Origin of the sequence: Veillonella sp. 3627 (assembly GCF_003992195.1) — a bacterium.
In the GTDB taxonomy this organism is placed as follows: domain Bacteria; phylum Bacillota; class Negativicutes; order Veillonellales; family Veillonellaceae; genus F0422.
The window spans coordinates 1-16,995 of record NZ_RQVG01000015.1 but is presented as its reverse complement, the minus strand read 5'-3'; the positions used below and the strand labels follow the sequence as shown (position 1 = coordinate 16,995).

33 protein-coding genes are annotated in these 16,995 nt (G+C 40.2%); 31 read left to right on the top strand and 2 right to left on the bottom strand.

The annotated features are described in order from the left end of the window. From EO114_RS08100 to rplQ, 31 genes are all read left to right on the top strand, one after another. Positions 1 to 76, top strand: a 76-nt coding sequence (locus EO114_RS08100) for a hypothetical protein (protein ID WP_164723757.1), incomplete at its 5' end; no start/stop codon positions are given. Between the two features lie 159 nt (positions 77 to 235). After that, positions 236 to 547, top strand: coding sequence for a 30S ribosomal protein S10 (gene rpsJ / locus EO114_RS07650; RefSeq protein ID WP_009353924.1), 312 nt, complete (start codon positions 236 to 238; stop codon positions 545 to 547). A 19-nt stretch (positions 548 to 566) separates the two neighbouring features. Next, the gene (gene rplC / locus EO114_RS07645) at positions 567 to 1,208 is read left to right on the top strand and encodes a 50S ribosomal protein L3 (RefSeq protein WP_009353879.1); all 642 of its coding nucleotides are present in this window, start codon (positions 567 to 569) and stop codon (positions 1,206 to 1,208) included. 25 nt (positions 1,209 to 1,233) lie between these two features. Further along, positions 1,234 to 1,857, top strand: a complete 624-nt coding sequence (gene rplD / locus EO114_RS07640; RefSeq protein WP_009353880.1) for a 50S ribosomal protein L4 — start codon at positions 1,234 to 1,236, stop codon at positions 1,855 to 1,857. Beyond that, complete coding sequence (gene rplW / locus EO114_RS07635; protein WP_009353943.1) at positions 1,857 to 2,141, top strand: 50S ribosomal protein L23; 285 nt, start codon at positions 1,857 to 1,859, stop codon at positions 2,139 to 2,141. Before rplD ends, rplW begins: the two co-directional genes overlap by 1 nt. Positions 2,142 to 2,164: 23 nt before the next feature. Continuing rightward, positions 2,165 to 2,995, top strand: coding sequence for a 50S ribosomal protein L2 (rplB, locus tag EO114_RS07630; RefSeq protein WP_009353898.1), 831 nt, complete (start codon positions 2,165 to 2,167; stop codon positions 2,993 to 2,995). A 22-nt stretch (positions 2,996 to 3,017) separates the two neighbouring features. Next, positions 3,018 to 3,299, top strand: coding sequence for a 30S ribosomal protein S19 (rpsS, locus tag EO114_RS07625; protein ID WP_009353934.1), 282 nt, complete (start codon positions 3,018 to 3,020; stop codon positions 3,297 to 3,299). Between the two features lie 11 nt (positions 3,300 to 3,310). After that, positions 3,311 to 3,646 carry a 50S ribosomal protein L22 gene (rplV, locus tag EO114_RS07620; RefSeq protein ID WP_009353926.1) on the top strand — a complete coding sequence of 112 codons (336 nt, stop codon included), beginning with the start codon at positions 3,311 to 3,313 and terminating at the stop codon, positions 3,644 to 3,646. 18 nt (positions 3,647 to 3,664) lie between these two features. Further along, a complete protein-coding gene (rpsC, locus tag EO114_RS07615) occupies positions 3,665 to 4,330 on the top strand; it encodes a 30S ribosomal protein S3 (protein WP_009353925.1) in 666 nt (221 codons plus the stop codon). Beyond that, positions 4,330 to 4,767, top strand: coding sequence for a 50S ribosomal protein L16 (rplP, locus tag EO114_RS07610; protein ID WP_009353916.1), 438 nt, complete (start codon positions 4,330 to 4,332; stop codon positions 4,765 to 4,767). Before rpsC ends, rplP begins: the two co-directional genes overlap by 1 nt. Next, a complete protein-coding gene (gene rpmC, locus EO114_RS07605; protein WP_009353915.1) occupies positions 4,757 to 4,957 on the top strand; it encodes a 50S ribosomal protein L29 in 201 nt (66 codons plus the stop codon). Before rplP ends, rpmC begins: the two co-directional genes overlap by 11 nt. 39 nt (positions 4,958 to 4,996) lie before the next feature. Then, positions 4,997 to 5,257, top strand: a complete 261-nt coding sequence (gene rpsQ, locus EO114_RS07600; protein ID WP_009353932.1) for a 30S ribosomal protein S17 — start codon at positions 4,997 to 4,999, stop codon at positions 5,255 to 5,257. 24 nt (positions 5,258 to 5,281) lie between these two features. Beyond that, complete coding sequence (gene rplN, locus EO114_RS07595; RefSeq protein WP_009353930.1) at positions 5,282 to 5,650, top strand: 50S ribosomal protein L14; 369 nt, start codon at positions 5,282 to 5,284, stop codon at positions 5,648 to 5,650. Between the two features lie 16 nt (positions 5,651 to 5,666). Continuing rightward, on the top strand, positions 5,667 to 5,984 hold the full coding sequence (gene rplX, locus EO114_RS07590; protein ID WP_009353903.1) for a 50S ribosomal protein L24: 318 nt from the start codon (positions 5,667 to 5,669) through the stop codon (positions 5,982 to 5,984). Positions 5,985 to 6,012: 28 nt separating this feature from the next. Further along, positions 6,013 to 6,552, top strand: coding sequence for a 50S ribosomal protein L5 (gene rplE, locus EO114_RS07585; RefSeq protein ID WP_009353920.1), 540 nt, complete (start codon positions 6,013 to 6,015; stop codon positions 6,550 to 6,552). A gap of 17 nt (positions 6,553 to 6,569) precedes the next feature. Further along, a complete protein-coding gene (rpsN, locus tag EO114_RS07580; protein WP_009353911.1) occupies positions 6,570 to 6,839 on the top strand; it encodes a 30S ribosomal protein S14 in 270 nt (89 codons plus the stop codon). A gap of 28 nt (positions 6,840 to 6,867) precedes the next feature. Next, the gene (gene rpsH / locus EO114_RS07575; protein ID WP_009353887.1) at positions 6,868 to 7,266 is read left to right on the top strand and encodes a 30S ribosomal protein S8; all 399 of its coding nucleotides are present in this window, start codon (positions 6,868 to 6,870) and stop codon (positions 7,264 to 7,266) included. 24 nt (positions 7,267 to 7,290) lie between these two features. Next, positions 7,291 to 7,836, top strand: a complete 546-nt coding sequence (gene rplF, locus EO114_RS07570) for a 50S ribosomal protein L6 (RefSeq protein ID WP_009353919.1) — start codon at positions 7,291 to 7,293, stop codon at positions 7,834 to 7,836. 31 nt (positions 7,837 to 7,867) lie between these two features. Then, the gene (gene rplR / locus EO114_RS07565; protein ID WP_009353882.1) at positions 7,868 to 8,230 is read left to right on the top strand and encodes a 50S ribosomal protein L18; all 363 of its coding nucleotides are present in this window, start codon (positions 7,868 to 7,870) and stop codon (positions 8,228 to 8,230) included. 18 nt (positions 8,231 to 8,248) lie between these two features. Next, the gene (rpsE, locus tag EO114_RS07560; RefSeq protein ID WP_009353893.1) at positions 8,249 to 8,749 is read left to right on the top strand and encodes a 30S ribosomal protein S5; all 501 of its coding nucleotides are present in this window, start codon (positions 8,249 to 8,251) and stop codon (positions 8,747 to 8,749) included. A 14-nt stretch (positions 8,750 to 8,763) separates the two neighbouring features. After that, on the top strand, positions 8,764 to 8,943 hold the full coding sequence (gene rpmD / locus EO114_RS07555; RefSeq protein ID WP_009353936.1) for a 50S ribosomal protein L30: 180 nt from the start codon (positions 8,764 to 8,766) through the stop codon (positions 8,941 to 8,943). 19 nt (positions 8,944 to 8,962) lie between these two features. After that, on the top strand, positions 8,963 to 9,403 hold the full coding sequence (rplO, locus tag EO114_RS07550) for a 50S ribosomal protein L15 (protein ID WP_009353906.1): 441 nt from the start codon (positions 8,963 to 8,965) through the stop codon (positions 9,401 to 9,403). Position 9,404: 1 nt separating this feature from the next. Further along, positions 9,405 to 10,667, top strand: coding sequence for a preprotein translocase subunit SecY (gene secY / locus EO114_RS07545; protein WP_009353878.1), 1,263 nt, complete (start codon positions 9,405 to 9,407; stop codon positions 10,665 to 10,667). Between the two features lie 11 nt (positions 10,668 to 10,678). Then, positions 10,679 to 11,242, top strand: a complete 564-nt coding sequence (locus EO114_RS07540) for an adenylate kinase (protein ID WP_009353894.1) — start codon at positions 10,679 to 10,681, stop codon at positions 11,240 to 11,242. Between the two features lie 3 nt (positions 11,243 to 11,245). Beyond that, positions 11,246 to 12,016 carry a type I methionyl aminopeptidase gene (gene map, locus EO114_RS07535; RefSeq protein ID WP_009353874.1) on the top strand — a complete coding sequence of 257 codons (771 nt, stop codon included), beginning with the start codon at positions 11,246 to 11,248 and terminating at the stop codon, positions 12,014 to 12,016. Positions 12,017 to 12,039: 23 nt separating this feature from the next. After that, a complete protein-coding gene (infA, locus tag EO114_RS07530; protein WP_009353944.1) occupies positions 12,040 to 12,258 on the top strand; it encodes a translation initiation factor IF-1 in 219 nt (72 codons plus the stop codon). Positions 12,259 to 12,284: 26 nt separating this feature from the next. Further along, complete coding sequence (rpmJ, locus tag EO114_RS07525; RefSeq protein WP_007391661.1) at positions 12,285 to 12,398, top strand: 50S ribosomal protein L36; 114 nt, start codon at positions 12,285 to 12,287, stop codon at positions 12,396 to 12,398. 22 nt (positions 12,399 to 12,420) lie between these two features. Beyond that, the gene (gene rpsM, locus EO114_RS07520; RefSeq protein WP_009353922.1) at positions 12,421 to 12,789 is read left to right on the top strand and encodes a 30S ribosomal protein S13; all 369 of its coding nucleotides are present in this window, start codon (positions 12,421 to 12,423) and stop codon (positions 12,787 to 12,789) included. A gap of 15 nt (positions 12,790 to 12,804) precedes the next feature. Next, positions 12,805 to 13,194 carry a 30S ribosomal protein S11 gene (rpsK, locus tag EO114_RS07515; RefSeq protein ID WP_009353912.1) on the top strand — a complete coding sequence of 130 codons (390 nt, stop codon included), beginning with the start codon at positions 12,805 to 12,807 and terminating at the stop codon, positions 13,192 to 13,194. Positions 13,195 to 13,245: 51 nt separating this feature from the next. After that, complete coding sequence (locus tag EO114_RS07510; protein WP_009353885.1) at positions 13,246 to 14,253, top strand: DNA-directed RNA polymerase subunit alpha; 1,008 nt, start codon at positions 13,246 to 13,248, stop codon at positions 14,251 to 14,253. 14 nt (positions 14,254 to 14,267) lie between these two features. Beyond that, positions 14,268 to 14,606 (top strand): 50S ribosomal protein L17, encoded by a 339-nt coding sequence (gene rplQ / locus EO114_RS07505; protein ID WP_009353923.1) that lies wholly within the window; start codon positions 14,268 to 14,270, stop codon positions 14,604 to 14,606. Positions 14,607 to 14,872: 266 nt separating this feature from the next. Here the strand turns inward: rplQ and EO114_RS07500 are convergent, their stop codons facing one another. Together EO114_RS07500 and EO114_RS07945 are read right to left on the bottom strand one after the other, a co-directional pair. Beyond that, entirely contained in the window at positions 14,873 to 16,630 is a 1,758-nt protein-coding gene (locus EO114_RS07500) for a class I SAM-dependent methyltransferase (protein ID WP_127062468.1), read from the bottom strand. A gap of 183 nt (positions 16,631 to 16,813) precedes the next feature. Continuing rightward, positions 16,814 to 16,995: hypothetical protein (locus EO114_RS07945; protein WP_206168677.1), on the bottom strand; the 182-nt coding region annotated here is incomplete at its 5' end.

Here is a 16,995-nt window from a genome sequence, read left to right as displayed (position 1 = left end):
AGAAGGTTTACGTTTCGCGATTCGCGAAGGTGGCCATACAGTAGGCGCTGGTGTTGTTACAGCTATCGAAGCATAATCTGACTGAAAGATTATCTATATAAACCGTGCAATCAAGGAGCGGCAAACTTGCCGCTCTTAGGTTGTGTATAAACTATGATATAGAAGGTTGCCCTCGCGAGGGAGAATTTCTATGGAGCAGTTCATTCTGGAAATGGACGAAGGGAGATATATAACAATGGCAAAACAACAAAAAATCCGTATTCGCTTGAAAGCATATGATCACAAAGCATTGGATCAAAGTGCTCAACGTATTGTAGACGTTGCAAAACGCAATGGCGCATTGGTTTCTGGACCAATTCCATTGCCTACAGAAAAAAACATTTTCACGATTCTTCGTTCTCCACATGTTAACAAAGATTCTCGTGAACAATTCGAAATGCGTACACATAAACGCTTAGTAGAAATTATTGAACCAAATTCGAAAACAGTAGATGCAATCACTCGCCTTGATTTGCCAGCTGGTGTATCTATTGAAATAAAATTATAAGAAATAAGGAGGTGCGATTATGTCTAAAGCTATTTTGGGTAAAAAGTTAGGAATGACTCAAGTCTTCACTACTGAAGGCAAACTAGTTCCTGTCACTGTAGTGGAAACTACACCTAGCGTAGTAGTGCAAGTAAAAACTGTTGAATCCGACGGTTACAATGCAGTACAGCTTGGATACGGTTCCATTAAAGAAAAACATTTAACTAAACCTGTAAAAGGCCAGTTCGATAAAGCCGGCGTTGCGCCAGTTAAATATCTTCGTGAACTTCGCCTTGCTGAAGCAACTGATTACACAGTGGGCCAAACTCTGGCAGCTGATATCTTCGCAGAAGGTGAGCTAGTAGATGTTGTGGGTACAGGTAAAGGTAAAGGTTTCGCTGGTACAATTAAGCGTCATAACTTTAGCCGTGGTCCTGAAACTCATGGTTCCAAATCTCATCGTGAACCAGGTTCCATCGGTCCAATGATCTCCGGTGGCGGCGGTAAAGTATTTAAAGGTAAAAAACTTCCTGGACAAATGGGTGGTGGCAGAGTTACTGTACAACGTCTATCTGTTGTAAAAGTTGATACTGAACGTAACCTTTTATTAATCAAAGGTGGCATCCCTGGTGCTAAAGGTAGCCTAGTGATGGTTCGCAACACAGTAAAACCTGTTAAATAACTAATTGTCGAAAGGAGGATACATAATGCCAACAGTAACTAAATACAACATGTCCGGCGCTAAAGTCGGCGAAATCCAGTTGAATGATGCAGTATTCGGTGTTGAAGTAAACGCTGCTGTTATGCATCAAGCCGTAGTTCGTCAATTGTCTAACGAACGACTTGGTACACATGCAACTAAAACTCGAGGAGAAGTACGCGGTGGCGGTAAAAAACCTTGGAGACAAAAAGGTACAGGCCGTGCTCGTGCTGGTTCTAGCCGTTCCCCAATTTGGGTAGGTGGTGGTATCACTTTTGGTCCACAACCACGTAGCTACTATAAAGCTATGCCTCGTAAAGCTAGACGCTTAGCAGTTAAATCTGCATTATCTGATAAAGTAAATAACAGCGAATTGTTCGTAATCGACGAATTGAAATTAGCTGCACCAAAAACTAAAGAAGTATTAAACATTCTTAATAACTTCCAAGTAGGTGACGCAAAAGTTCTTTTCATCACTGATGGTGATGTAAATGTGGAATTATCTGCTCGTAACATTCAAGGTGTGAAAGCTCTTCCATACACGAACATTAATATCTTCGATTTATTGCATCACGACAAACTCTTCATCGCTGAAGGTGCTATTGCAAAAATTGAGGAGGTGCTTGGATAATGAACAAATTTGATGTATTAATTCGTCCAATCATTACAGAAAAAACAACTTTGTTAATGCAAGAAAACAAATACACTTTCCAAGTTCCTTTGAATGCGAACAAAGTAGAAATCCGTAAAGCTGTTGAATCTATCTTCAACGTAAAAGTAGAAAAAGTAGCCACTATCCGTGTATTAGGAAAAACTAAACGCATGGGTCGCACAATGGGTAAACGTAGCGATTATAAAAAAGCTATCGTAACTCTAAAAGCTGGCGAAACTATTGAATTATTTGAAGGTGTATAAGAGTCTAGTAAGGAGGCCCAATAATGGCAATTAAATCATTTAAACCGTACTCCGCTGGTCGTCGGTTTATGACAGTGTCTGCCTTTACTGAAATTACAGCAAGCAAACCTGAAAAATCCTTGCTCGCAAAAGTAACTTCTAAAGGTGGTCGTAATAACACTGGTAAAATGACAGTACGTCATCAAGGTGGCGGTCATAAACGTCAATACCGTATTATTGACTTCAAACGTACTAAAGATAATATCCCAGCTCGCGTAGCTACAATCGAATACGATCCTAACCGTAGTGCTCGTATTGCATTGTTAAACTATGCAGATGGTGAAAAACGTTATATCATTGCTCCACATGGTCTTAAAGTGGGTGATGTAGTTTACTCCGGTCCTGAATCCGATATTAAACCAGGTAATGCATTACCATTGGCTAATATCCCATTAGGTACTCAAGTACACAACATCGAAATGAAAATCGGTAAAGGCGGACAAATCGTTCGTTCTGCTGGTACTTCCGCTCAATTAATGGCGAAAGAAGGCAACTATGCATTACTTCGTTTACCATCTGGTGAACTTCGTCGTGTACGCGTAGAATGCCGTGCTACAGTAGGTGTTGTATCTAACATTGACCATGAAAATATCACTATTGGTAAAGCTGGCCGTCAACGTTGGTTAGGCATTCGTCCTGGCAACCGCGGGGTTACAATGAACCCTTGTGACCATCCTCATGGTGGTGGTGAAGGTAAATCTCCAGTTGGTCGTAAACATCCTGTTACACCTTGGGGTAAACCAGCTCATGGCGTTAAAACTCGCGACAAGAAAAAAGCTTCTAGCAAGTTAATCGTTAAACGTCGTACAAAATAGGATATAGGAAGGAGATATAACAGTGTCCAGATCAATTAAAAAAGGCCCTTTTGTTGCAGAATCTCTTCTGAAAAAAATTGATGCCTTAAATGAAACTAATGATAAAAAAGTAGTAAAAACCTGGTCCCGTGCATCTACTATTTTCCCACAATTTGTAGGCCATACGATTGCTGTGCATGATGGTCGCAAACATGTACCTGTATTCATTACAGAAGATATGGTAGGTCATAAATTAGGTGAGTTCGCTCCTACACGTACTTATAAAGGTCATGGTAAGGACGAAAAATCTACAGGCAGAAAATAGGAGGATTTAACATGGAAGCAAAAGCAATCGCTAGACATATTCGTATTGCGCCTCGTAAAATCCGCATCGTTGCAGATTTAGTGCGCGGTAAAAACATCGGCGAAGCATTTGCCATCTTGAAGTTTACTCCGAAAGTTGGCGCCGATGTAGTAACTAAAGTTTTGACATCTGCTATTGCAAATGCAGAACACAATTTTGATATGAATGTAGATAATCTTTATGTGTCCGAGATCTTTGTTGATCAAGGCCCAACAATGAAACGCATTCATCCTCGTTCCCGTGGACAGGCTTTCAAAATTTTGAAACGTTCTAGCCACGTAACAGTAGTTGTTAAAGAAAGAGCTTAATCGAAGGAGGGAAACAGAGTGGGTCAAAAAGTAAATCCACATGGCTTGCGTGTTGGTATCGTAAAAGATTGGGACGCAAAATGGTATGCTGATAAAGATTTCGCATCTAACCTTCATGAAGACGTAAAAATTCGTACTTTCTTGAAGAAAACACTTTTCATTGCTGGTATTTCCCGCATTGAAATTGAGCGTACAAATAAACGTATTAAAGTAACTATCCACACAGCTAAACCAGGTATGGTTATTGGTAAAGGTGGACAAGGTATCGAAGATATCCGTAAAGAGTTAAAACGTTTTACAGATAAACAAATCGATGTAAACATTGCTGAAATTAAACAAGTAGACATGGAAGCTCAACTTGTTGCTGAAAGCATTGCTAGTCAATTGGAACGCCGTGTAAGCTTCCGTCGTGCAATGAAACAAGCAGTAGGTCGCACTATGCGTTTAGGCGCTAACGGTATCAAAGTAATGGTATCCGGTCGTCTTGGCGGTGCAGAGATCGCTCGTAGCGAATCTTACCGTGAAGGTTCCATTCCACTTCATACACTTCGCGCAAATATCGACTATGCAACAGCAGAAGCACATACAACATATGGTTGCATCGGTATTAAAGTATGGATCTACAAAGGTGAAGTTTTGCCAGAAGCTAAACAAACATCTAAAAAGGAAGAAGGTGACAACTAATGCTAATTCCAAAGCGCGTAAAACATCGTAAACAATTCCGCGGTCGTATGAAAGGCCGTGCAATGCGTGGTAACAAAGTTGCTCATGGTGATTTCGGTTTAGTAGCATTAGAGCCATCTTGGATCACAAACCGTCAAATCGAAGCAGCCCGTATTGCTATGACACGTTACATTAAACGTGGTGGTAAAGTTTGGATTAAAATTTTCCCTGATAAACCAATCACTGCAAAACCAGCAGGCGTTCGTATGGGTTCCGGTAAAGGTTCTCCAGAAAAATGGGTAGCAGTAGTTCGCCCAGGACGTGTAATGTTTGAAATGAACGGCGTTCCAGAAGTAGTGGCTCGCGAAGCTATGCGTCTTGCAAGCCATAAACTTCCAATCAAAACGAAGTTCGTTGTTAAGGGTAAAGAATTGGGTGGTGACGTAAATGAAGGTTAATGACATTCGCAATTTGAGCGCTGCCGAGTTGAACACTAAAGTTTCCGAATTGAAAGAAGAGTTGTTTAACCTACGTTTTCAACTCGCTACTGGTCAATTAGAAAATCCAATGCGTATCCGTGAAGTTAAAAAAACTATCGCTCGTATCAAAACTGTACAACGAGAAGAAGAAATTAAAGGTAACGCATAATAACAAATTTTGTTTGGATTGAATAGGAGGCTTAAAGTCGTGGCAGAAGTAAGAAATGTACGAAAAGCACGTGTAGGTAAAGTTGTAAGCAACAAAATGGACAAAACAGTTGTTGTACAAATCGATCGTAAAGTACCTCACGAATTATATAGCAAGCCAATGGTAACAAGCAAACGTTTTAAAGCTCATGATGAAAATAACGAATGCTTAGTTGGCGATATCGTAAAAATCGTAGAAACTCGTCCATTATCTAAAGATAAACGTTGGAGAGTTGTAGAAATTATTGAAAGACAAAAATAATCAGTGATGTAAGGAGGAAAAGTCATGATCCAGCAACAAACAATTTTGAATGTTGCCGATAACACTGGTGCGAAACGCATTATGTGCATCCAAGTGATGGGCGGTTCTTACCGTAAATTTGGCAATATTGGTGACGTAATCGTTGCTTCTGTAAAAGATGCATCACCCGGTGGCGTTGTCAAGAAAGGCGACGTTGTAAAAGCCGTTATTGTTCGTTCTAAAAAAGGCATCCGTCGTCAAGATGGTTCCTATATCCGTTTCGATGAGAACGCTGCTGTAGTTATTAAAGACGACAAAAGCCCTCGCGGAACTCGTATTTTCGGACCTGTAGCAAGAGAACTTCGTGAAAAAGATTTCATGAAAATTATCTCCCTTGCTCCAGAAGTGTTATAAGAAGGAGGAGCTCAACATGTCCCAAAAACTACATGTTAAAAAAGGTGATACAGTTGTTGTTATCTCCGGCAAGGAAAAAGGTAAACAAGGCGAAATCATCGCTGTTGATATCAAAAAAGAAAGAGTAACTGTAAAAGGTCTTAACCTAGTTAAACGTCATACAAAACCTAGCCAAGCGAACCCTCAAGGTGGCATCATTGAAAAAGAAGGTACAATCCATGTATCCAATGTAATGGTGTTAGATCCTGAACAAAAAGTTCCAACTCGTACTAAAAAAGTTGAGGAAAATGGTTCTTTAGTTCGTGTAGCTGTTAAAAGTGGCGCTAAACTTTAATTGATAAGGAAAGGAGGTCTTTTACAAAATGTCTCGTTTACAAGAAAAATATACTTCTGAAATTAAGAAGGCTTTACAAGAGAAATTCCAATATGGCAACGTAATGGAAATTCCTAAATTAGAAAAAATCGTAATCAATATCGGCGTAGGCGATGCTGTTGGTAACTCCAAAGCATTGGACGCAGCTGTTAAAGATTTAGAAATTATCGCTGGTCAAAAACCAGTCGTAACTCGCGCGAAAAAATCCATTGCGAACTTTAAAGTTCGTGAAGGTATGCCTCTTGGCACAAAAGTAACTCTTCGTGGCGAACGCATGTATGAATTCCTCGATAAATTGATTAATGCGGCATTGCCTCGCGTGCGTGACTTCCGTGGTATCAGCGCTAAAGCGTTTGATGGTCGTGGTAACTATGCATTGGGCCTAAAAGAGCAATTAATCTTCCCTGAAATCGAATACGATCAAGTAGAACGAGTAACAGGTATGGATATTATCTTCGTAACAACAGCTAATACTGACGAAGAAGCTCGTGAATTATTGGCACAATTCGGCATGCCTTTTGAAAAATAATTAGGAGGAAACGATAGATGGCTAAAAAATCTATGATCGAACGTGAGAAAAAACGTGCACGTATCGTTGCAAAATATGCAGCAAAACGCGAAGCGTTAAAAGCAGCAGGCGATTATGAAGGTTTATCCAAATTACCTGCCAACGCATCCCCAACACGCTTGCACAACCGTTGCAACTTAACAGGTCGTCCTCATGGTTATATACGCAAATTCGGTATTAGCCGTATTGCGTTCCGTGAATTGGCGTACAAAGGACAAATCCCTGGCGTGAAAAAAGCTAGTTGGTAATAGGATAACGAGAGGAGGTTTTTAGAAGATGGTAATGACAGATCCGATTGCGGATATGCTGACTCGCATCCGTAATGCAAACTCTGCACTTCATGAAACAGTTGAAATCCCTGCTTCTAAAATGAAGGCTGCTGTTTTAGCTATCCTTAAAGACGAAGGTTTCGTTAAGGAAGTTGAAACAATTGAAAATGAAAAACATGCTACTTTAAAAGTAACATTGAAATATGGTTCTAATAATGAAAAAGTAATTACCGGTATTAAACGTATCTCTAAACCAGGTCTACGTGTATACGCGAAAAAGGAAGAACTTCCTCGCGTACTTGGTGGTTTAGGTATTGCAGTTATTTCTACATCTAAAGGCATTATGAGCGACAAACAAGCTCGTAAAGAAGGCTTAGGTGGCGAAGTAATCGCTTACGTTTGGTAATCATAGCAATAGGAGGTAGAAAGAATGTCACGTGTCGGTAGAATGCCTATCGAGATCCCAGCTGGCGTAACAGTATCTCAAAACGAGAATACGTTAACAGTTAAGGGTGCAAAAGGTGAATTAACTCGTACTTTCCATCCGGATATTAACATTGCTGTTGAAGAAAATGTAATCACAGTAACTCGTCCTAGCGATGGAAAAGAACACCGTTCTTTACACGGTTTAACTCGTGCTCTTGTTGCAAATATGGTAACAGGCGTACATGAAGGCTTTACTAAAACTTTAGAAATCAATGGCGTTGGTTACAGAGCGGCTAAGCAAGGTAACAAACTTGCTTTAACATTGGGCTTCTCCCATCCAGTAGAGATGGAAGCTCCTGCTGGTATTACAATCGATGTCCCAGCTCCTAATAAAATCGTTGTTTCTGGTGCTGACAAAGAAGTTGTTGGTGCAGTAGCAGCTGATATTCGTAAATGGAGAAAACCAGAACCTTACAAAGGTAAAGGTATCCGTTACGAAGGCGAAGTTGTTCGTCGTAAAGCAGGTAAAGCTGGCGCTAAAGGTAAGTAATAACAGTTTACATTAGAAAGGAGTGGACATCTTGGCAGGAACATCCAAACGCAAAATTGCTCGTGCAAAACGTCATTTACGTTTACGTCGTCACATTTCCGGTACGGCTGCACGTCCTCGCTTGAACGTATATCGTTCTTTAAGCAATATTTATGCTCAAGTCATTGATGACGTAGCTGGCAAAACATTAGTATCTGCTAGCTCTCAAGATAAAGAATTAAATCTTTCCTACGGCGGTAACGTAGCTGCTGCTAAAGCAGTTGGTGAAGCTGTTGCGAAAAAAGCAATTGCTGCAGGTATCGATACAGTAGTATTTGACCGCGGTGGTTACATTTATCATGGTCGTGTAGCAGCCCTTGCAGAAGGTGCTCGTGAAGCAGGCTTAAAATTCTAAGAAGGAGGAACTATAGACATGGCAAGAATTGATTACACAACTCTTGATCTTAAAGAAAGAGTAGTATTCATCAACCGCGTAGCCAAAGTTGTTAAAGGTGGTCGTCGTTTTTCCTTCAGCGCCCTTGTAGTTGTTGGTGACGGCAACGGTCATGTAGGTGTTGGCTTAGGTAAAGCTGCGGAAGTACCTGATGCAATCCGTAAAGGCATTGATGATGCTAAGAAAAACCTTATTCATGTTGTTATTAAAAATGGTACAATCCCTCATACAGTTACAGGAACATTCGGCGCAGGTCGTGTATTCTTGAAACCAGCTGCAGAAGGTACTGGAGTTATCGCTGGTGGCCCAGTGCGTGCCGTATTGGAATTAGTTGGTGTTCGTAACATCTTGACTAAATCCTTAGGATCTTCTAATCCTAACAACATGGTTCGCGCAACACTAGAAGGTTTAGCTCAATTAAAACGAGCTCAAGACGTGGCTGCACTTCGTGGCAAAACTCTTGAAGAAATTTACGGTTAATAAGGAGACCAATAATGGCACAAGTTAAAGTAACATTAACAAAAAGCTTAATCGGTCGTCCTGCAGATCAACGTGCGACTGTTAAAGCTCTTGGATTGAAAAAAACTAACTCCCAAGTAGTTAAAGAAGTGACACCTCAAATCGAAGGTATGCTTCATAAAGTTAGACATTTAGTAAAAGTAGAAGAAGTATAATAGATAAGGAGGTGCACGAATGAAACTTCATGAATTAGCTCCGGCTGCAGGTTCCAAAAAAACTCGTACTCGTGTAGGTCGTGGTCTTGGATCCGGTTTAGGTAAAACTTCCGGTCGTGGTCAAAAAGGTCAAAATTCTCGTAGTGGTGGCGGTGTGCGCACTGGCTTCGAAGGTGGCCAAATGCCTCTTTATCGTCGTTTACCAAAACGTGGTTTCAAAAATATCTTTGCACTTCAATATGCAGAAGTTAATGTATCTCAATTGAATCGTTTTGAAGACGGTGCAACTGTAGATCCAGTAGCTCTTATTGAAGCTGGTATTTTGAAAAACGTACGTGATGGTATCCGTATCCTTGGTAACGGAACTTTAGAACGTAAATTAACTGTTATCGCTAACGGATTTACAAAATCTGCAGTAGAAAAAATCGAAGCAGCAGGTGGAAAAGTAGAGGTGATCTAGGGTGCTAGATAGCCTCTTGAATATCACAAAAGTAACGGAATTACGCAACAAAGTAGTTTATACATTACTTATGTTCATTGTCTTTCGCTTAGGTATCCATATTCCGGTACCTGGCGTAGAGGCATCTGTTATTGAAAGCTTATTCACCAGTGGTAACTTATTTGGTTTACTAGATTTGTTCGCCGGTGGTGCGTTAAGTAAGTTCTCTATCTTTGCAATGAGTATTACTCCTTATATCAATGCATCAATCATTATGCAATTGTTAGGAGCGGTAGTACCAACATTTGAAGCATGGAGTAAAGATGGAGAAGAAGGGCGTAAAAAAATTGCTAAAGTAACACGTTATGGTACAGTAATTCTTGGCTTTATTCAAGCCTTTGGTATGACTTATGCATTACGTGCTAGCAACGCACTTATTGATAATAGCTTCATGTCTGTAATTCTAATCTCTATTATTTTGACAGCAGGAACATGTTTCTTGATGTGGGTAGGAGAACAAATTACAGCTCATGGCATAGGTAATGGTATTTCTCTCATTATCTTTGCTGGTATCGTGGCGCGATTCCCTGATGGGGTTCAAACCATTTACCAGTACCTACAAGTAGGTACAATTAATGTATTTCAAGCGATTCTATTTGCTATCATTGCGGTAGCTATGATCGTTCTTGTAATTGCTGTGACACAAGGCCAACGTCGAATTCCTATTCAATATGCTAAACGCGTAGTAGGACGAAAAATGTATGGTGGTCACTCAACATTCCTGCCGTTGAAAGTCAATCAAGCAGGGGTTATCCCAATTATCTTTGCGTCATCCATATTGATGTTCCCAGCCACATTGGCACAATTTGTACAAGTACCTTGGGTACAAACAGTTGCAAGTTATTTCCAATGGGGAACGCCGATACAAACTATTTTGTATGCTGTGTTGATTTTATTTTTTACATACTTCTATACAGCTATCTCAATCAATATTACGGATATGGCAGATAATATGAAAAAACACGGTGGTTTTATCCCAGGTATTCGCCCAGGAAAACCGACTGCTGACTATGTAGACCGAGTAATGACTCGAATTACATTAGTAGGTGCATTTTTCTTAGCTTTCGTTGCAATCTTACCAAATATGATTGGTGGATTGACAGGTATTCAAGGTGTGTACTTTGGTGGTACAGCACTACTTATCGTGGTGGGCGTAGCATTAGATACAATGCAACAAGTAGAATCTTTAGTATTAACACGCCAATATAAGGGCTTTGTGAAATAGGAGATTATGATATGTATATTTTATTAATGGGACCTCCAGGTGCTGGTAAAGGCACGCAGGCAGCTCGTCTGATTGAAAAATATGGTATCCCTCAAATTTCTACAGGTGACATGTTCCGTGCCGCTGTAAAAGAATCTACTCCATTAGGATTAGAAGCTAAGAAATATATGGATGCTGGACAATTAGTTCCAGATAGCGTTACCATTGGCATCGTTCGTGAACGCTTGTCCAAGGATGACTGTAAACAAGGTTTCATTTTAGATGGCTTCCCTCGAACAACAGCACAAGCTGTTTCTTTGGATGCGATTTTAAAAGAAATGAACATCGTTCTTGATGCTGTACTTAATTTAAGTGTTCCCTCTGAAGAGTTGGTTCGACGCATCAGTGAAAGAGCACGTCTTGAAAATCGTGATGATGACAAACCGGAAACAGTACAGAAACGTCTTGCTGTATACGAAGAGTCTACTAAACCATTGATCGATTACTATCGTAATAGTGGTCAATATGTAGAAATCAACGGCTTACAGGATGTGGACACAGTATTTGCAAATATCGTTACGGCTTTGGAGAAATAATCAATGATTATTTTTAAATCGCCCGAAGAAATTGAGCATATCCGAAAGGCATCTCAACTGACAGCAGCAACGTTAACCGAGCTTGCTAAACTAGTAAAGCCGGGTGTTTCAACGCTTGAGTTAGACCAATTTGCCGAAGAATATATTCGCAGTCATGGAGGAGTTCCAAGCTGCATTGGTTACTATGGGTATCCAGCAACTATCTGTGCTTCCATAAATCATGAAGTGGTACATGGGATTCCAAGTGCATCTCGTATACTAAAAGATGGCGATGTCATCAGCATTGATTTAGTATCATCTATTAATGGATATCATGGGGATTCTGCTATTACTGTTCCAGTAGGAGAAGTAAGTCCTAAAGTCTATGCATTACTAAAAGTTACAGAGGAATGTCTTTTCAAAGGGATTGAACAAGCTGTAGCGGGTAATCATGTAGGAGATATTTCCCATGCCGTACAATCTCATGCAGAACGTCATAGATATGGTGTTGTGCGAGATTTTGTAGGACATGGTTTAGGAAAAAGTATGCATGAAGATCCACAAGTTCCAAATTATGGTACTAAGGGCAAAGGTCCAGAACTTAGACCAGGAATGGTCATCTGTATTGAGCCAATGATTACTATGGGCACGCACAAAGTAAGAGTTCTTGAAGACAACTGGACTGCGGTCACAATGGACCGTAAGCCAGCTGCTCACTTTGAACATACCATTGCCATTACTGAAAATGGTACTGAAATACTTACTATGCGTGATACACCGAGGTTAATACAATAACCAGTAACCGGAGGATAAAAGATATGTCAAAAGAAGACGTTATTGAAGTGGAAGGTACGGTCGTTGAGGCACTACCAAATGCTATGTTCCAAGTTGAATTGGAAAATGGGCATGTGGTTTTGGCTCATGTGTCAGGTAAAATGCGTATGAATTTTATCCGTATCCTTCCTGGTGATAAAGTTACTATGGAACTGACACCATATGACTTAAGCCGTGGTCGCATCACCTATCGCTTTAAGTAAGCATAGGATCCACAAAGGAGGTACTTATGAAGGTTAAACCATCAGTTAAAAAGATATGCGAAAAATGTAAAATTATTAAACGTAAAGGCCGTGTAATGGTTATTTGCGAAAACCCAAAACATAAACAAAAACAAGGATAATTGATAGGAGGTGGATGAATAGATGGCACGTATAGCCGGTGTAGATTTACCACGTGACAAACGTGTGGAAATTGGTTTAACTTATATTTACGGTATCGGTCTTACTCTTTCTAAAGAAGTATTAGCAAAAACTGGTATCAACCCAGATACTCGCGTTCGTGATTTAAGTGAAGATGAAGTAGCTAAAATCCGTGAACTTCTTGATGCAGAGTATAAAGTAGAAGGTGATCTTCGTCGTGAAGAAGCACTTAACATTAAACGCTTAATTGAAATCAACTCCTATCGCGGTAAACGTCATCGTATGGGACTTCCATGTCGTGGTCAACGTACGAAGACAAATGCTCGTACTCGTAAGGGTCCTCGTAAAGCAATCGCAGGTAAGAAGAAATAATAAAGGAGGGATATTGTGGCTAAGAAAACAGTTAGATCCAAAAGAAAAGAAAAGAAACATATCGAATCTGGTGCAGCGCATATTCGCTCCACTTTTAACAACACTATCGTTACAGTAACAGACGTAAACGGTAATGCTCTTTCTTGGGCATCTGCTGGTGGTCTAGGTTTCCGTGGTTCCCGTAAATCCACTCCATTTGCAGCACAAATGGCAGCTGAACAAGCGGCAAAAGCAGCTATGGAACACGGTCTTCGCACTGTAGAAGTATTTGTTAAAGGTCCAGGATCTGGTCGTGAAGCAGCGATTCGTGCGTTGCAAGCAGCTGGTCTTGAAGTAACAAGCATTAAAGATGTGACTCCAATTCCTCATAACGGCTGTCGTCCTCCAAAACGTCGTCGCGTATAATCTGAGCTATATACTTAGAAAAGTGACAAGTTTTAGAGGAGGGTATACCTGATGAGCGAAGAAAAAAAACTTAGAATCGAGAAAGTAGTAATGACAGAAGATGGCCGCTACGGTAAATTCGTATGCGAGCCATTGGATCGTGGTTATGGTATTACTCTCGGTAATAGCTTGCGTCGCATTTTGCTTTCATCCTTAGATGGAGCAGCAATTACTTCCATCAAGATTGACGGAGTACTTCATGAGTTCTCTACGATTGAAGGTGTTCGTGAGGATGTATCCGATATTATTCTGAACCTTAAACAGTTGTGCATTCGTCTTGAAGATGAAGCACCTGTACCGATGGATGTACATATCGATGTTCGTAAAGATGGAGTATTAACAGCAGGTGACTTGATTCAATTCATGCCTCCTGAAGTCGAAGTCTTAAATCCAGAATTGGTAATTGCTACAATGGATGAAGCAGCTCATCTTGTAATGGATGTGCGTATCGAACGCGGTAAAGGATATGTACCATCTACTAAGAATAAACGTGAAGATGATATGATTGGTCAAATTCCAATTGACTCTATCTTCTCGCCAATTCTAAGAGCAAAATATGAAGTCAGCGATGTCCGCGTGGGCAACGAAATGGACTTTGATAAGCTTACTTTAGAAGTTTGGACAAATGGTTCTATTACAGCATCTGATGCAATTGCTAAATCTGCAGCAATCATGATTTCCTATCTAGGAAACTTTACTCGACTAGCTCATTCTCATGATATGATTAATGTAGGGGAAAGTGAAGCAGAATTAACAAGTGCAAATGGTCAAGAAGGTGGCGATATTGATGCTGAACCTAAGGGACCAACGACAATTCCTATTGAAGATCTTGAGTTGTCTGTTCGTGCTTTCAATTGTTTGAAACGTGCTAACATTCATACTATCGGTGACTTAACTGGTAAAACAGAAGACGAATTAGGAAAAATCCGCAATTTAGGGAAAAAATCTGTAGAAGAAATTCTAGAGAAATTACAATCTTACAATGAGAGTAATGATTCCTTAACATCTCAAAGCGAATAAGAGGAGAAAGACTAATGGCATACAGAAAATTAGGCCGCAACAGTTCCGCTCGTAAAGCGTTGTTCCGCGGTATGGTAACATCTCTCTTCGTACATGAACGCATTGAAACAACAGAAGCAAAAGCAAAAGAGCTTCGCAAATATGTTGATGAAATGATTACATTAGGCAAACGTGGCGACTTACATGCTCGTCGTCAAGTTCTTGCTTTTCTTATGAACGAAGATGCAGTAAAAAAATTATTTGATGAAATTGCTCCAAAATATGCTGAGCGCAACGGTGGTTACACTCGTGTAATCAAACTTGGCCTTCGTAAAGGCGATGCAGCTCCATTGGCTATTCTTGAGCTTGTATAATCAAACGCAATCTGGTTGTGATAGGATGAGTTTCACTCATTCTGTTGCAGCCTTTTTTGCTTGTATATGGAAAACAGCGACTCTGTCCCGTGGGATGGAGTCGCTGTTTTGGTATAGGTTGATTTTAAATCACCATAGTATATGATGCATATTGCTAATAGCAGGATAGCATCATAGAACGGATGATTTTCTTGCTAGGATTGTATGTGGTTGATCTTACTAATAGCCAGGATAGAGTGCCGTAGTTGACGTTGCAGTGTCATAGATTAACTAAACTGTGTTTCTTCTACTTCCAAGAATCCAAAGTATTCCATACGACGAATCATTTCTTCGTAGAACGCAAGAATCATAGTGTATTTATTGGATTGTTGTAAGGCTAGAGGGCTGATGGATTCTTCTGTCATGGCCTCGTAGATTTTGCACATCACATCGTGCTTTGTGGTCGGCTTGCTGAGGAGTTTCATGAACTCTAAATCTTCTTCGTTAAAATCGGAAATAGGATCATTGTAGCGATTACCAGGATAGATATAGGCGTTCACGCCTTCTTGAGGCATAATCTCTACGAATGGAATGTATCGCTCAGGGATATAGCTTTTCTTTTCTTCAAAAATATGATGTTTGAATGGATGCTCTGTTTCCAACACGGACAGGCTGATACCACCTTGAATGATGTGTTCTACTAAGAATTGATAGAACAATGGTAAGCACATGTCAGGGATTGCATGTTCTCCTGTATAAGTCACTATTGTGTTGTTTTTTACATAGAAATGAGGGCCTTCTTGTTGGAACAGATTTGCTAAGCTCTTAGCTACAGATTCGCTGTCATCTGTTTTGTTTGAACTATCCGTAGACGTATTTGCGGAATTTGTATTGGTATCTTTCGCATGTACATGAGCAGTATTAGCCTCTATCGTATTTTCATGAATATGGTTATTGTCTGCTACAGAAATTGCCATCCCTTTCGCCAAGTCTTCAAATATTGGCTCTAAATGCTCTGATGGAATGCGTAGGGTGAATAGGAATTGCTCCAAGGTGTGTTGGAATCCGGCATCTGTCACAGATGTTTCGGTGATACGTTTTGGAGTAGCCCCCTTGTGGGTGAATAAGGATTTGCGGAATGCCGTGTTCAGCATGAAATCGATGTACTGTTCTCGTGCCAATGGGTCATGTGGAGCTAGCTCTTGTAATTGCGTGCGCAATGTTTCGTCATACACAGTAGGGAATGATAAATTTAGATCGCAGTCGCAGAGGTAGGTGAATCCATGCTCTGCCATATGGTCCATGCATTGGTGAAAGTATACTGGTGTGTTCACTGGCTCTAAATGGTCATGGCCAATGTAGCAATCTTGTTTTTGCAATGTTTGACGTAAGGACTGTAAAAATGATGTCTGTTGGTTTTTTACCGTATCGTATTCAAGCATGAGAGCGCCTAGCTTGCTCGCTACTGTTTTACCGTGGCGCACTTTTTCGCGATGGTTTAATGTGTCGATATCTTTGTTGGCAAACTCTAAAAGGGCACGCACACTGTCCATCTTATGCCAACCTGGGTAGGTGTTATAGGACATATACAAGATACCGTTCTCTGCTAGATGCTCTTTGCAGAAGCGAAGAAAATTGTCTTTCGTTTCCTCGTCTACCCAAGAATAAAAACCATGAGCGATGATGTAATGGTAGGTACCGAGGTGGTCGTGGCTTTCATTCACATCACCTTCTAATAAGTCAAGATTGGTGATGCTCAATTGGTCAATATAGGTCTTGCCTACACTAACTTGGGTGGGGGCAATTTCGATGCCTGTGAAAGTCGCCTGCGGATAGAACAAAGCTTGAGATATCAAATTTCCTCCGTATGAAGATCCGATTTCCAAAATGCGAGCTTTGCTAGCAGGGGCCGGTGAAAGTCCTAATAGACGAGCGTAACTTTCAAGGAATGGAGCAGATGCATACGGAAAGGGCTGAGATAAATACCCTAAGTCAGCGTAGATTTCTTTGGCCTGCTCTTTAGTCATTCGTGTGTTGTATCGCATAAAAACTCCTTTATTCTCTGGGATGTTATAGTAGTACTCATCAGTTGCTATGAGTAGTAGTTTGCATAGTTATATAGTTATAAGTATATCAGAAAAGATATAAATTACATACTAGTATCTATGGCGACTAGAGGCTCAAATTATTTTGTATAGAGAAAGAGTATTTTCTATTGTGACCTCAAGCTATATATGGATGAAAATTGAAGATAAAGCTGTATAAGTAAATGAAAATAATTTTGAAAATAATAGACAGTTATATGTGATATAACTAATAGAAATGCGGGGGGGGGGGGTTGGGGGGTTTTTATTTTTATTTTTTTTTTTTGTTTGTGTTTTAAATATTGGTTTTTGATATGTATTTTTTA

What these genes read in the sequence shown, in the direction of transcription:
- rpsJ (WP_009353924.1), top strand. Translation starts at nt 236, where the DNA reads ATGGCAAAACAACAAAAAATCCGTATTCGCTTGAAAGCATATGATCAC.
- rplC (WP_009353879.1), top strand. Translation starts at nt 567, where the DNA reads ATGTCTAAAGCTATTTTGGGTAAAAAGTTAGGAATGACTCAAGTCTTC.
- rplD (WP_009353880.1), top strand. Translation starts at nt 1,234, where the DNA reads ATGCCAACAGTAACTAAATACAACATGTCCGGCGCTAAAGTCGGCGAA.
- rplW (WP_009353943.1), top strand. Translation starts at nt 1,857, where the DNA reads ATGAACAAATTTGATGTATTAATTCGTCCAATCATTACAGAAAAAACA.
- rplB (WP_009353898.1), top strand. Translation starts at nt 2,165, where the DNA reads ATGGCAATTAAATCATTTAAACCGTACTCCGCTGGTCGTCGGTTTATG.
- rplV (WP_009353926.1), top strand. Translation starts at nt 3,311, where the DNA reads ATGGAAGCAAAAGCAATCGCTAGACATATTCGTATTGCGCCTCGTAAA.
- rplP (WP_009353916.1), top strand. Translation starts at nt 4,330, where the DNA reads ATGCTAATTCCAAAGCGCGTAAAACATCGTAAACAATTCCGCGGTCGT.
- rpmC (WP_009353915.1), top strand. Translation starts at nt 4,757, where the DNA reads ATGAAGGTTAATGACATTCGCAATTTGAGCGCTGCCGAGTTGAACACT.
- rplN (WP_009353930.1), top strand. Translation starts at nt 5,282, where the DNA reads ATGATCCAGCAACAAACAATTTTGAATGTTGCCGATAACACTGGTGCG.
- rplX (WP_009353903.1), top strand. Translation starts at nt 5,667, where the DNA reads ATGTCCCAAAAACTACATGTTAAAAAAGGTGATACAGTTGTTGTTATC.
- rplE (WP_009353920.1), top strand. Translation starts at nt 6,013, where the DNA reads ATGTCTCGTTTACAAGAAAAATATACTTCTGAAATTAAGAAGGCTTTA.
- rpsN (WP_009353911.1), top strand. Translation starts at nt 6,570, where the DNA reads ATGGCTAAAAAATCTATGATCGAACGTGAGAAAAAACGTGCACGTATC.
- rpsH (WP_009353887.1), top strand. Translation starts at nt 6,868, where the DNA reads ATGGTAATGACAGATCCGATTGCGGATATGCTGACTCGCATCCGTAAT.
- rplF (WP_009353919.1), top strand. Translation starts at nt 7,291, where the DNA reads ATGTCACGTGTCGGTAGAATGCCTATCGAGATCCCAGCTGGCGTAACA.
- rpsE (WP_009353893.1), top strand. Translation starts at nt 8,249, where the DNA reads ATGGCAAGAATTGATTACACAACTCTTGATCTTAAAGAAAGAGTAGTA.
- rpmD (WP_009353936.1), top strand. Translation starts at nt 8,764, where the DNA reads ATGGCACAAGTTAAAGTAACATTAACAAAAAGCTTAATCGGTCGTCCT.
- rplO (WP_009353906.1), top strand. Translation starts at nt 8,963, where the DNA reads ATGAAACTTCATGAATTAGCTCCGGCTGCAGGTTCCAAAAAAACTCGT.
- EO114_RS07540 (WP_009353894.1), top strand. Translation starts at nt 10,679, where the DNA reads ATGTATATTTTATTAATGGGACCTCCAGGTGCTGGTAAAGGCACGCAG.
- map (WP_009353874.1), top strand. Translation starts at nt 11,246, where the DNA reads ATGATTATTTTTAAATCGCCCGAAGAAATTGAGCATATCCGAAAGGCA.
- infA (WP_009353944.1), top strand. Translation starts at nt 12,040, where the DNA reads ATGTCAAAAGAAGACGTTATTGAAGTGGAAGGTACGGTCGTTGAGGCA.
- rpmJ (WP_007391661.1), top strand. Translation starts at nt 12,285, where the DNA reads ATGAAGGTTAAACCATCAGTTAAAAAGATATGCGAAAAATGTAAAATT.
- rpsM (WP_009353922.1), top strand. Translation starts at nt 12,421, where the DNA reads ATGGCACGTATAGCCGGTGTAGATTTACCACGTGACAAACGTGTGGAA.
- EO114_RS07510 (WP_009353885.1), top strand. Translation starts at nt 13,246, where the DNA reads ATGAGCGAAGAAAAAAAACTTAGAATCGAGAAAGTAGTAATGACAGAA.
- rplQ (WP_009353923.1), top strand. Translation starts at nt 14,268, where the DNA reads ATGGCATACAGAAAATTAGGCCGCAACAGTTCCGCTCGTAAAGCGTTG.
- EO114_RS07500 (WP_127062468.1), bottom strand. Translation starts at nt 16,630, where the DNA reads ATGCGATACAACACACGAATGACTAAAGAGCAGGCCAAAGAAATCTAC.